Origin of the sequence: Baaleninema simplex PCC 7105 (assembly GCF_000332355.1) — a bacterium.
Taxonomy (GTDB): Bacteria; Cyanobacteriota; Cyanobacteriia; order Cyanobacteriales; family Geitlerinemataceae; genus Baaleninema; species Baaleninema simplex.
Genome location: NZ_KB235958.1, coordinates 1,439,618 through 1,452,789, shown reverse-complemented (window position 1 = coordinate 1,452,789; position 13,172 = coordinate 1,439,618). Strand labels below are relative to the sequence as shown.

The following is a 13,172-nucleotide window of genomic DNA, read 5'->3' as shown; positions in this document are numbered from 1 at the left end:
CAGTTGGTTCAGGTGTCGGTCGATGACATCGACGACTCGCACGTCCCACGGGTCTATCTCTCCCCGTTCGGCCAGATCGAGGAGCAGTTCGATAGCGTCTTGAGCGATCGATACGGTCAACGACAGAAACCTCCGTGACAGTCGCGCGTTCGATTTGCGGTTGCGAACGTGCTTTGGCATTGTACCGCAACGGAGGTCTCGACTGCTCGGCGCTTCGGGACTATCGCGAATCCGGTTTTTGGGCGATCCCCAAGTCTTTACTCGATTGCTTGAGCTGTTTCCAGAGTTCTCTAACTTGGATATAGGCTTCTTCTGGTGATAATTTTCCGCCGGTTTCTAAATTGCTGATGAAACTCACTCGTTGGGCGAATTCTTGCAAGTTGGCATCGAAGAGTAAAACTTCTGGATGTTCGGGCGCGACGGCTCCGCGATAAGGGATGTGGGGATACAAAAATTGATTGCGATCCATGGTGATAACCTTTTGATAAATGAGTGCGATTCTTAGTTCGATTTTCCTCTTAACCTTATCATAACCTTTTTTTGTGACTTGTGACAGCGAACGATTAATTAACGCGGATTTTGCAACGAATTGTAATCCTATAGACGGCTTTTTATGTAATTATTTAAATTTTATAAAATTTCGTTTGTTTGCGTTTTCTCTTTAAGATTGTCGATCCCAACTCTTAAATTCCACAAAATCAACGATATTGAAATTGAAGTGGCGTTCGAGAAAAACGAGGTTTAATTTGGATCGATCGAGGAACAATTAACTTTTATATTGCTATTATACCCAACAATATCAAAAAATGAAGACAGGGAAAATACTGGTTTTTGTTCTAAAAAAATTATAATGTAATCCGTAAAAGCAATATCCAATTTACGTAAAAATACTGTATCGAATACTAACTCGGTTGGGTAGGTAGATATAGAATCTATCGGCTTCTACGCAGTAACGAAATATTGATTTCTATATCGTTTGATACTCCACGATATGAAGTGTTGTCAAAATTTTTTTGAAAATTTACGCACTTAAATAATTTTCAATGGCGGTTCGCTGGCTGAAACCAGCAAAATCTGAACATATTCGAGTCATTTGCGTGCTGCTAACGTCCTTCACGTTCGATCGCCTTCAGTAAAACAACACCGATTTCTCCAGTTGCGATTTCCCTGAAAATTGCGATCGCCTACCCCAAACAATATTGAATTTTGTTAGCATTTGGATGAAAACCCAAAATAAGAAATCAAATATCAGCATAAAAGCATAAAATAATTTATTTCGATTGTTTTTTGCTAAATTTCGAGAGAATATAGCATTTAAGGATATACCAGTCGATCGTGCTGAGAACGTCTGGGTGTGCGATCGCAAGAGACCGTCAGACCGACAGAGGAGCTGTGTAAACGAGAAATCGAGACTGCAAAAAAACGTTAGTACGGGTCGGCGATCGCACAAGAGCGAACCCTTGCCTTAAACTGACCGAGCAATGTTGACGAGCGATTTTAGACCGATGTTCCAAACCACGCGACGCCGTCTCGCCATCTGGTATACCACTGTCACCGCCATTTTACTGTTGGTTTTCGCCACGACAGTCTATCTCTACGTGCGATCGACCCTGATCGATCGCGTAGACGACACCCTCAAGCACGTCGTCGAAGTGGTGTCGCGATCGATCGCCCTCGAGAACCAACAACACCACCCCTTCCAACCCGACATCGAACGCAGCGTTCGCAACAACGCCAGTTCCCTCGAAGAAGACCGTATCGACCTCGAATGGTTCAGTCCCAACGGAGAACTCCTGTGGTCGACGCTCTCAGAACCTCTCGACATCCCCTTGAGTACTACCTCGACGCCACAAACCGTTTACCGGCCGAGCCAATTCGCCCCCGAAAGAAGTGCGACCCCGCAACGGTTTCCAGGGTTGGGGAACGTACGATCCGAAAGCCGTCCGGTACTGCGTCAAATTACCAAACCCATCAAAATAGATCGCCAACCCCTCGGCTACTTGCGCGTCAGTCACCCCTGGTTTGAAATCAGCAAACCCAGCCGCGACTTCGTCATCGATCTCAGTTTTGGATTTATCGTCATGGTAACGTCTGTTGCGGCGATCGGTTGGTGGTTGTCGGGATTGGCTATGAATCCAGTTCGCGAGTCCTACCAACGCTTAAAGCAGTTTACCGCCGATGCCTCCCACGAACTACGAAGTCCGATCGCCAGCATTCAAACCAACGTTCAAGTGGCGTTAGCCGAACCCGAGACGGTGCAAGGGTCGTGCTTCCAACAGTTACAAACGATCGAACGGCTGACTCGCCGCTTGGGTCGGTTGGTGGACGATTTGCTGTTTCTGACGCGACAAGATAGCGGTATGGTGCAGTCTCAAAAGGAGACGGTATCCCTAGAGGCGGTGTTAATCGAAGCTATTGAGGAACAAGAGGCGATCGCCATTGAAAAGCAAGTGGAGTTACAGGTCGATATTGTCGAACCCCCCTCGCAACCCGACGCCACGTTTGGTCTATACGGCGATCGCGATCGTCTGGTGCGGCTGTTTGCAAACTTGCTCGGAAACGCCGTTCTCTACACTCCTCCAGGGGGAACGGTTACGGCTTCCTTAAAGTACGTCACCACCAAACAGGGGTCGGCCTTACAAGCTCGGGTCGAAGATACTGGAATCGGTATTTCTCCCGATGCTTTACCTCACGTGTTCGATCGCTTCTATCGCGCCGACCCCGCGCGGTCTCACGATGCTTCTCATCGCGTCGGATCGGGGTTGGGACTCGCCATCGCTCGAGCGATCGTCGACAACCACAGCGGCGAGATTTCTATCGAAAGCGAGGTCGATCGCGGTACCGTCGTTACCGTGTGTTTTCCCCTATTACATTGAGAAAGCAAGGGAGAGGGGGAGAGTGGGAGAGAGGGAGAGAGGGAGAGGGGGAGAGAGGGAGAGGGGGAGAGGGGGAGAGGGGGAGAAACTGTTACCTGTCAACTGTTTTAACTGGTGACTGGTGACTGGTGACTGGTGACTGAAACACTGTTCACTGTTCACTGTAAAAGGGGAGAGAGGGAGAAATCCTCTTCGTTATCAATTCTCGATTCCCCCTCCCATCCAGGGAACGTAACGGGAGATATCAAAAAGTTTGCCAAACTGGTGTTGCATCTTTTGATAGAGGTTTAGATCGACCGTGCGGATGTGGACGTGGCCGGTTTGACCGGGTAAAAGGAAGCCGTCGTCGTTGTCGAGGAGTAACGTCACTTCTAACACGGGTTTCGCACCGGGGGTTTCGGAATCAATACTCGGGCCGATTTCAGAGACTTCCGCCCTGTAGTCAGTGTTTCCTTGGTTCTCCGTTTGGAAGCGTCCCAGTTGACCCTTACTCACCAGATTTTTATCCCCTTGGGCGATTTGGACGCGGGCTTCGAGTTCCCCTAAATCGACAATTTGCAGCAGCGTTTCCCCCGCTTCCATGCGCGTCCCGTCTCGCAAATCTAAGCCTTCGGTAATCACCGTTCCGTCTGTGGTCGCCCGTAGCGTTAATTCCCCTCGTTGGTCTTCTAACCGTTCTAATTCGGCTTCAAACGAGGCGATCGCATCTTGGTGACTTTGCACTTTCGCCGCCGCTGCGGTAACTTCTTCTTCAGCCGATTGTCGCTGGGCGATGCGACTGTCGAGTTCGTCTCGCACTTGCATCAGTTCGTCTTCGAGGCGGTGGCGAACGTCTTGAATGCGTTCTCGGTTGGCGTCGATGTTGCGATCGCGTTGCAGGGCGAGGTTTTGTTGGCGATCGATCTGACTGTTTAACTGGGCGATGCGAGCGATCGTCGCTTCCAGTTCCCCTTCTTTTTGTTCGATTTGTCGCGCAATATTCGATCGCTGGCTCGTGACATTGAAAATATACTCGTCCGCGATCGCACTTTCTGCAATCAGAGGTTGCAACCGTTCCATTCGGGTGTCGCTATTGCTGAGATCCTCGCGCAGTAACCCCAGTTCGCCTTCGAGCGATCGCTGTTGCGTTCGCACTTCCGCGATTTCCCCTTCCAATCTCGCCACCTCGTTTTCATATCCGGCGATTTCGTAGCGTATCCCGTCGATTTCCCGTTCCACCTGGCGAGTTTGGGGAACTCCCGTTCCCGAAGCGGCGGCGTCGTAGTCGTTGAATTCGCGATCGAGTCGCCGTTGAACGTTGGATTGTTCCGTTTGAGCCGCCATCAAGCGAGTTTGCGCGATAATTAACTCCCGTTCGGCGATTTGTAACGCCGATTCTTCCTGTTCGATCGATCGTCGCACCTCCGCAATGCGATCTTCTAATTCCGGATTGTCGATCGTGGCGAGAATATCTCCGGCTTGGACGCGATCGTTGCGACGCACTCGTAGATCGACGATACCCGATTCAACCGTCGTCACCGCTTGGCGTTCCCCAGGACGAGAATCGATTTCCGCTTCCCCCGTTACGTAATTCGGAAGCGGAATCAAGCCCAAGGCCCCCACGCCAACGGCCAAAATGCCCGCGATCGCCCAACGGTTGAGGTTTCCCTTCGACTCCGCCACAGGCGTCTCTGAAGCCGGTTGCGGGGCGGGTTGGGTGGGCTTGTCCGATTTCAGCGGTGTCGCAGCGGTTCCCTGGGGCGGAACCACTTTTAACGGAGAGTTATTCGGCTGAGGTTGTGGGTTCATGGGTAGATGCTAAAAACGACAGTAACAAAATCGACAGTGATAGGACTTATGCAGAAACCCGATTTCTTAATACAACTTCCTCCAAGACTCTCTGTGTTCTCTGTGTCTCTGTGGTGAAGAATTCAGTCAAAAATTTGGGAACCCCAATCAATCCTCCGGGGCAAAAATGTAGTAAATCGCCCAGAGTTCCACAAGAAACAGAGCGATCGCGGGAATATTGGTCAGCGTCCACCCCATCAGACGGAAAAACAGAAAGCCAAAGACGCTACAGATGTAGACCAAGCTTAAAGGGGCGTAAACCGCCAAAATTTTGCGATCGCGGGAAGTTTCGCGAATCGGCTTTCCTTGCAGCAAATTTTTATAAAAGCCAAACGATCGACTGCGAAGGTTATTAATTCCCGTCGTCGCCACCGCCAAATGATAGCCGTCGAACTTCGCCAGAGGATTGAGGTTGAGCGCAACGGTAAACAGAGACGACGCCATCAGCAAGTAACTGGCGGTGTACAGCCAACTTCCCTCAATCGACAAGTTCCAAGTCCAAAGGGCGATCGCGGCGATGGAAATTTGCGTCAAAACCCCCACCCCCACCACTTGAAGCCGCTGCCACCGCGACAAACAATAGGAATCAGTGGTGTTCGTGTACGCAGCGGGAAACAAGCACATAAACAGCAGTCCCATTTCCGGAACCACGCCGCCGTAATGCTTGAGGGTAAAAGCGTGACCGAGTTCGTGAACCGACACCACCGTCAACGCCAACAGAACGAAGGGAAGCATCAAACTTCCCCCTTGCGTCGTCCACAGTTGCGTTCCGATATCGAGAATTTCCCCTTGTTGCGACAAACCCACCACCAGAGACGCCACGAGAAACGCCGTCAAACTCCAGCCAAAACCCCTCGTCCACAGCCAGCGCAATCGATCGATATGTCGCGTCAGCCAGTTATCGGGATTCAGCAGCGGAACCCGGAAAAAGAGTAACTGCATGGGGTTGAATTTGCCCCGTTTGCGTTTTTGAGGTTCGGTACCCTCCAGCATTCCCGTCGCCGCCAGCAGTTGCAGGAGTTTGCGCCATTGTTGGGGATCGATGGCGGTGTCTGTCGTGGTGTCGTCCCCCAACTTGGCATCGATCGCGGCTTTGTCGGCGGCGGAAACTTGTAAATAGGTGCGATCGATCGGGTTCCGCAACACCCAGTACCCATCGGGATTTTTCACCCATTCCACCCCAGCCTTGAAACGAGGGGAAGCATTAGACGACGGTGGCGAATTCGGAGAATCGAGGGCTAACACGCCCAAATCCACCAGTTTTTGAATCAATCCCGTGACGAGTTGCGCATCGATGACGGTAAACTCTCGCTGACAGCGGCGTTGCACCTCAGCCACGCTGTATTTTCCGACGAAGTATCGCAACGCATAGCCTTCGGCCCCCGAAAGCTGAAATCGCGCCGCCGTGACGCGAGAGCGCAACAGTACGCGATTGTCTTGTTTGAGTTGCAACAGTTGCCAATAGGGGCGAATATCGGGACAAATCCAATCGTCAGAGATTGCGATCGCCGTCGGAAGCCGAGAACCCGTAACCATCTATAGCCATCCTAAATGGTTTGCGGAAACAGATCGACTGAAAACCCAATACCGTAACGATCTATCCTGAAAACAAGCCGCAAACGAAATCGTACTGCTATAAAATGCGGGAAGGGGACTCCCGTTATATCCGACAGGATTAGCGGGAGGGGAATTCCCGCCAACAAACGAACTGCCCGACAGGGCATCCTTATTTCGAGAATCTGTATTCATAGCCGTCTGATTGATGAACAGTTGTTAGATATTTCGGATGAACGTCGAAAGGTTTAACCCCAGCGTTCAGTCGAAAGGAAGGGCGAAACCGAATGGCAATCCGTCCTGTGTAATTTCCGGCGAATTTTCCTTGAGGAATTGTCGCCTTGACTATATCGCCCGTTTGGAAAACCTTGAAAGGATTTGGCTTTCGGAGCGTGAGTTCTCGGAAAACCGTATTTATCGGAACGACATCGTTGCCGAACTCCGTGACCTTTGGCTGCAACGAGTAAAGGTTTCTCGACCGCGACATCTAATCGATCGGGAGTCGATTTCCCGACACAAGCCGCCTATACGCCAGTGAGTTTTCGGCAACCCCGATCGGGTACGGTTGAACTTGGTTAACCCCCCCGTTCCCACTTCGACGGGCAATCCAGTTTCTTTCAACTGTTGGTAAAGCTTCCAACGAGTCGAGTTGACTGCTGCCGCATCTTTAAGAGGGACTTTGGCTTGTTTTAAAATGTGATTCAAAATCGAAGGTTTGCCCGATAGAAACTCGCGAATATCTCGGTTTTCCTTAGCTTGGTTGCAAGAATGGCAAGCCAGCGTTAGGTTAGAAACTCGATCGCTTCCTCCTCTGGACTTGGGAACGATATGCTCCACTTCGAGCGGTTGATTTTCTGTGCCACAGTAAGCACATTTATGTCCCCACTTTTGCAGTAAATACTCTCGCACTTCGTAGCCCAACAACTCCCCCTGTTGGTATTCAACACCTTGCACTTCTGGATTTTGAAGTAATTGAGTGTCAAACCTCACTAATTCTTGAGAGATGGCAGCAACGTGACAGAGTTTTCGCAATCGATTGACCCACGTTAATATAGTCTCAACCCGGTGTAGAAGATTGGGAGCTAACCAACCTTTTTGACGAGTTCGATTCAGAAAGCGAGGCTTTCGGTAACGAGTTTTTCGATGGCGTCGGGAGCGTCGTAAAGCGCGACGCTTCTCTAAATCGTTCTTAATTTGCTGTCCGCGATGGGCCAGTTCGGCCGCCCAAATAACTCGGTTTTCACTCAGGATAGCTAACCCAGTTGTTTTCGAGCCGGGATCGATTTTGAGTCCTCGACTCCGCTCGGACTCAACGCTGAGCGAAGTCGAAGCGAGCGGAGCCGAAGCGTTGAGTTGAGTTTCCGGAACGACACAATCTTTGGCTTCAATCTCGTGCAAGATAAGGGTAAATGGATAGCGACGAAATACCGAAGCACGACGGAATTTTAAAAGCCGCCGTGCCTTGGCCGAATGGCATGGTGCGAGGGGGATTTTGTCTTTATCGAGAACGAAAACGTGCATAATACACAACTCCCAAAAGGGGTAACGTTTGCCTCGCCAAGGTTACGTCTCGGTACTCTCTGAAAAGCACTGCCTTAACCCGTTTTAAGCTGTTTAACTTTTCAGTTCTAGAGCGACAAGCTGGCAACGTACTCGTCGGTAGGAACTTAAACTCTCGGACGTAACGTAGTCTTCGGAAGACTTAGGCTGGTCAACTTGTGGGCTTTTTCAAGCCCCCGTCATAGCCAACAGGCTTGACGGCGGGTTGTTGACATCCAGTGAGATGCCAACCCTTCATCTATCTCTCGGTGAAATCGCACCCGGTTTTACGGCGATCGTCGGGTCTTGTAACAACTCTTCACGAAAAAGACGGAAAAAACGAAACCCGGAGACAAGGAAAAGACCCCTCACCTCCCCATCGCATCATCGCATCATCACCTCATCTTCCGATGCTGTTGGTTGTGTTGAAGCCACTGCTCGAACCGTTTCTCGAAGGCGAAAGCTTCTTTCTCGAACAGATTGTTTTCGTAGACGCGATCGGCGCGTTTGTAGGCGAGAAAATATTGATAGCCAAATTCTCCCAAGCCGCCTAACTGTTCCGACTGGCGGACGTGAATCAGTTCGTGGGCTAACAGGATAACTTGTTCGAGGTCGTCGGGACGGTAGGACTCGTTGACGTAAATACGATATCCGTACACCTGGGCGTTCGAGTAGCCGAGATCGAGTCGCAGGTTCGCCCCCACCCAGTTATCCATCAGCTTGGCGTCATAGACGATGCGAACCCGATCGACCAAATCGCCAAAGTAAGGACGCAGATACTGTTTTTGAGTCTCGTTGAGGGGTTGGGGGCGTTCGTGGTTGCGTTCCATCACGTGAGCGATAGCCTGGTACGCTAAGGCTCCCAAATTAGCTAAGACGGGTTCGGGAATCGAATCGGGAACTTGACCGCGACAGACTTGTCCCAAGGCGGTTTCGGGAGAATAGCACGCTCGAGCCACTAAACTCGAGAGAGATGCCAGGAAAACTCCCGCCGACAGACACCCGAGTAGCCCGCTCAGGTAAACCGCAAATCGAGAATGACGTGGCATTAACAACTAACAGCAACAGTTCGTTACCAGTTCGAGGTGAAATCGACAGCAGAGGTCGCCTCGTGTCGAAGGACATTTGACTCACACCTAAATTTATGCTTCGACTTCGACAATGAGGATGACCCGTTCCGGCTTGTCGTCCGGAGGGACTTTATTCTTATTAAAACAGGAGTCTCAAAGGCGAGACCGCTATCTGGCTCACCAAAAATGTTAAAAATTAAATATTAAACTTTAAGTCAATTTGTTACAGATTTTTAAGAAATGGGGCGATGCAACCGAGAAGGGTGTTTCGATCGCGCCACAACAGCGGTATCGTAAGATCCGTGTCGTTGACTCGAACGAGATGGCTGTTTACGAAGATCGAGAAGCCTATATTCCGTATCGCTTGAGCGATCTCGTCGAACTGTGCGTGTCCGACAGTTCTTTTGACGAGTCCCAAGCGGAGAAGTTCCGAGAATTTTGCAATCTATTAGCGGCGTACTACCATTTTCAGTTTCACCGTTACACTCGCACCATCTTAGACAACTATGCTCCGTTCGATCCCGATCGCACGACCGTTGCGATTCGCGATCTGACCGCCTCGGATCTCGCCCAGATGGAAGAACGGGTCGTGTCATCGTTTCGTCACATTCTCGAACGAGCAAACTATATCGAACTGTCTCGAGAGTTGCTTGAAGAAGCTTTTGAAGATCGATCGCTCATCGATTTGAAAACCAACGTCGATTTTCAAGATTTCGATCGCTTCCTGTGCTACTATCGCGGCGACGTATTTCAAACGATCGACGTTAAAAAATGGATGTTTTTTACGCGGAAATTGAAACTCGATATTTTAGAGCGAGTGGCTGTTTTTATTAAATATAAAGGAAAAGAATATTTTCGACGCAAAAAAATCGATCCAGACAGTCTCGAATTCGAGCCGGGAAAAACCTATGTTTATTTGTATAAAAACGTTCCCAAACCCGATCTCGAATTTCTCTTTCCTAACGTTAAAACCAGCATGACGTTAAAAGATCGGTTGTTATTTGTCGTTCCGGCGATCGGGGCGGCCGTTCCGGTGATGCTCAAGGTTTTACCGCAACTGTTGCTCGTGATTGGCGTCGTTCTGTTTCTCACTGTCGGCTCGCACGAAATCGGCGCCCTGCGAGCCGACGAAGACGACGTGGAAAATCTTACCCCCGTTTTACTGGCTGTCCTGTCACTTTTGATAGCACTGGGAGGCTTTGCCTTCAAACAATACAGTACCTATCAAGGCAAAAAAATTAAGTTTCAAAAACACGTGACCGAAACGTTATTTTTTCGAAACATTGCCAGTAATTCCAGTGTTTTTACCCTATTAATTAATGCAGCCGAAGAAGAAGAATGTAAAGAGATTTTATTAGTGTACTACCACTTACTTCAGAGTTCCGAACCGCTGACGCCTTCGCAACTCGACGATCGCATCGAAACCTGGATGGAGGAAAACTTCAAGACGGCGATCGACTTCGACATCAACGGACCGCTGAAGAATTTAGAAGCTATTCGAGGCGGTCCGGATAACTCACCGCTGATGCAGTACGACGAACGCGGTCGATGTCAACCGCTTCCCCTCGAAACCGCGAAAGCCGTCATCGATGAGATTTGGGACAATGCGTTTCAGTTTTGCCGAGATTGACATCCTCTCCCAGCAACCCGTTCCGGGTATGCAGGGAGATTCCTTGGGTCGCCCCAAAGATTTCCTGCTTCAACAGGTGCCAGCTAGACTGAGTAACCTCAGTCCCCGCCGCCTCCCCTCCACAGGCAGTTTCGATTTGCCGTTGCCCACGGCTACAGATAACTTGTCCGCTTGCTACATCACGGGGCTTTGTTGACCCGCAGTTGTGACAGTGATGGATTCGAGTTGAGAGATCTTTGCGAACCTCCACTCCACAGTCTGGACATTCCTGAGAAGTGCCACGAGCATCCACCTTGCCGTAAAAGACATCACGCTTCCAGCACACCCAGGGAAGGATCTGATTCACAAATTGTCCCAGCCCAGCATCTAGAGTGTGTTTGCCCAACATCCCTTTGGCCATAATGCGGAAGTCGAGATCTTCGACAAAAATCATCCCTGCACCATCACAGAGGTGATGAGCCAGCTTGAAATGCCAGTCTTTTCGCGTATCGGCAATACGTTGATGGACTCTGGCAATTTTCTTCTGGAGTTTCAGCCAGTTAGCTGACCCCTTCTGCTTTTCTTCAATCGACGTTGCAGCGATTTCAGCTTGCGGTGCAGATTGTTGAAAAAGCGAGGTCGCTTGACCTGTTCCCCATCAGACGTTGAAAGAAAGTACTCCAGTCCAACGTCAATCCCTACCGGATGTCCGTGAGGGGCTACAGCAGGAATATCGACGTCAGCCTGAAGGCTAAGCACGACAAAGTACCCGGATGCCTTGCGAACAATTCGAGCTTGCTTAACCTGGAATAAATCAGGAATTTTCCGCGACCACCGAACCCGAACCCATCCCAACTGAGGCAACTTAATCCCTTTGTCAGACACACAGTTTTTGAGTCCTCGACTCCGCTCGGACTCAACGCTGAGCGGAGCCGAAGCGTTGAGCATCTGGGGGAAGACAAAGCTTCGCATCCGGTTGGTTTTTTTGAACCGTGGAAGACCCGAACGCTTTAACCGCCACGACTCCCAGGAGGCTTCCAATTTTCGGATGACTTGTTGAAGAACCTGAGCGTTGACAGTCTTCAATCGGGGGTATTCAGCTTTGGCCGCAGTTAGGGACTTGCACTGCCGCGCATAGCTGGGAAATAGTGCATCCGCTGGCAAGATGTATTCCTGCACGATGGAACACGCATTTACGGGCGACTTGCGGGAATTTAGCCAATCCTTACGTTCCCGCAGAGCAAAATTCCAGACATTGCGGCACACATCCAAAATGTGTTCGATGTCTGAAACCTGCTCCGCCGTTGGCTCTAGCTTGAATTCCCACGTCATGTTTAGCATGAAATTATTATAGCCTATGAAATAAATATTTGTTTCCTAGGCTTAAGCGAACTACTCCCTCCCGTCGCTTCACCACCCCCCAAGCCCTCGGCTATGGGCGGAGCACTGCGACGGATCTTGGTAGCGATCGCCTAAATCCACCCTTCCCGTTCCAAATCCTCGATCGCCTGCAACCCTCGCGGATCGCCGACGCGTAACAGCGACGATCGCGCGTCTTCCCGAACGCCCATATCCTCATCGTCTTCGAGGGCTTCCAACAGCGAATCGATCGCCCCGGCGTACACCACGTTCGAGGGCAGTTCCCGGCATAGCTGTCCCAGCGCCCAGGCACAATTACTCCGCACCGCTGCCACCGGATCGCGTCGCAACCCTTCGATCAGCGGGGGAATCGCCGCCAAAATCGACTCGTACCCCACCTTCGAGAGTTGACCCAAAGAACTAGCCGCCCACAAGCGCACGGCGGAAATATCCGTTTTCAGGGCATCGATCAACGGTTCGACTGCCCGTTTGTCGCGACAGTTACCCAACGCCCAAACCACCCCTTTACGGACGTAACCGTTCCAATCTCCCAAGCTGGCCACGAGGGGTTCGACGACATCGGCGCGGGTGTTGCGTCCCAAGGCGTAGGCGGCGCTGACCCGCGCTAACGGGCAGGCATCCTGTAACATTTCCGTCAACTTGGGAATCGCCCGCTCGTCGCGCAGTTCGCAAAACGCCCGCGCTGCAACGATCCGCTTTTGAGGATCGGACTCGTCTAACAGTCGCAGCATCGCATCGGGATCGGGCGGGGCGTTCTCTGCCGCGTCCGCCGTTTCGAGGGCGTCCAAAGGACTGTCTGAGGGGTTGGTCGAAAGTGTTCCGAGATCGTCGTTGTGCATACTGTTCGAGTGGAGTTGACGCTCTCCCCCCAACCCTAGCGGGTATGGTCGGAGATTCCTGTTTCACTGGCTCATGCCTAGATAAACGAGCCAGCCCGAATACCCCCGGTCAGAACGCCTTCACAGGCTGTTTGTTTAACGTCCACGATGCGCCCTACCGCAGACATAAGCGAGAATCAAATTCTCTTGGCCACACCAACTGGCGATTTTGTGGTTTACCTCCACCACGGGTTTTTCGGGTGTTGCGAACCATACCCTTAGGATCTTAAAGACCGTTTCCGGTAAGGCAATTTTACCAGTTTGTTCGTTTCGGCGCTATCCCCTTCTCTCGCTATCGCATTGTTCGGGGGATGCACCGAAACTCACCGCCGCTTCACCACCAACCAAGCCTATTGGCTATGGTTGGAGCGCTGCGACGAATCTTGGTAGAGCGACGCCCGAGACTCGGCAGGACTGGCCGGGGTGGGCGCGGTTCGAC

Annotated in this window: 7 protein-coding genes and 3 pseudogenes; 2 read left to right on the top strand and 8 right to left on the bottom strand. The window is 51.0% G+C overall.

The window, feature by feature from the left end; translation table 11 throughout:
• Together GEI7105_RS39765 and GEI7105_RS0108390 are read right to left on the bottom strand one after the other, a co-directional pair.
• Nucleotides 1-120: pseudogene (locus GEI7105_RS39765) on the bottom strand (segregation/condensation protein A); the annotation flags it as partial.
• Nucleotides 121-220: 100 nt separating this feature from the next.
• Nucleotides 221-469, bottom strand: coding sequence for a DUF7219 family protein (locus GEI7105_RS0108390; RefSeq protein ID WP_017660031.1), 249 nt, complete (start codon nt 467-469; stop codon nt 221-223).
• Between the two features lie 1,036 nt (nt 470-1,505).
• On the opposite strand from GEI7105_RS0108390, the gene GEI7105_RS0108375 reads away from it, so the two are divergent.
• Nucleotides 1,506-2,876 (top strand): sensor histidine kinase, encoded by a 1,371-nt coding sequence (locus tag GEI7105_RS0108375; RefSeq protein ID WP_026097515.1) that lies wholly within the window; start codon nt 1,506-1,508, stop codon nt 2,874-2,876.
• Nucleotides 2,877-3,074: 198 nt separating this feature from the next.
• Here GEI7105_RS0108375 and GEI7105_RS0108370 read toward each other — a convergent pair whose 3' ends face one another.
• The 4 genes and pseudogenes from GEI7105_RS0108370 to GEI7105_RS29680 form a co-directional block, all read right to left on the bottom strand.
• Nucleotides 3,075-4,664: an HlyD family secretion protein gene (locus GEI7105_RS0108370; RefSeq protein ID WP_017660027.1), complete on the bottom strand. Its 1,590-nt coding sequence runs from the start codon at nt 4,662-4,664 to the stop codon at nt 3,075-3,077.
• A 147-nt stretch (nt 4,665-4,811) separates the two neighbouring features.
• Nucleotides 4,812-6,239, bottom strand: a complete 1,428-nt coding sequence (locus GEI7105_RS0108365) for a M50 family metallopeptidase (RefSeq protein ID WP_017660026.1) — start codon at nt 6,237-6,239, stop codon at nt 4,812-4,814.
• Nucleotides 6,240-6,429: 190 nt separating this feature from the next.
• Nucleotides 6,430-7,778 (bottom strand): annotated as a pseudogene (gene iscB, locus GEI7105_RS29685) (RNA-guided endonuclease IscB).
• 413 nt (nt 7,779-8,191) lie between these two features.
• Nucleotides 8,192-8,845 carry an eCIS core domain-containing protein gene (locus tag GEI7105_RS29680; RefSeq protein WP_017660025.1) on the bottom strand — a complete coding sequence of 218 codons (654 nt, stop codon included), beginning with the start codon at nt 8,843-8,845 and terminating at the stop codon, nt 8,192-8,194.
• A 343-nt stretch (nt 8,846-9,188) separates the two neighbouring features.
• On the opposite strand from GEI7105_RS29680, the gene GEI7105_RS0108350 reads away from it, so the two are divergent.
• Nucleotides 9,189-10,496, top strand: coding sequence for a TMEM143 family protein (locus GEI7105_RS0108350; RefSeq protein ID WP_017660024.1), 1,308 nt, complete (start codon nt 9,189-9,191; stop codon nt 10,494-10,496).
• On the opposite strand, the pseudogene GEI7105_RS29675 reads toward GEI7105_RS0108350, so the two are convergent.
• Both GEI7105_RS29675 and GEI7105_RS0108340 read right to left on the bottom strand, forming a co-directional pair.
• A pseudogene (locus GEI7105_RS29675) lies at nt 10,450-11,807 on the bottom strand (RNA-guided endonuclease InsQ/TnpB family protein). The gene GEI7105_RS0108350 and the pseudogene GEI7105_RS29675 sit on opposite strands and share 47 nt — an antisense overlap.
• A gap of 140 nt (nt 11,808-11,947) precedes the next feature.
• Entirely contained in the window at nt 11,948-12,694 is a 747-nt protein-coding gene (locus GEI7105_RS0108340; RefSeq protein WP_017660021.1) for a HEAT repeat domain-containing protein, read from the bottom strand.
• Nucleotides 12,695-13,172 lie beyond the last annotated feature (478 nt).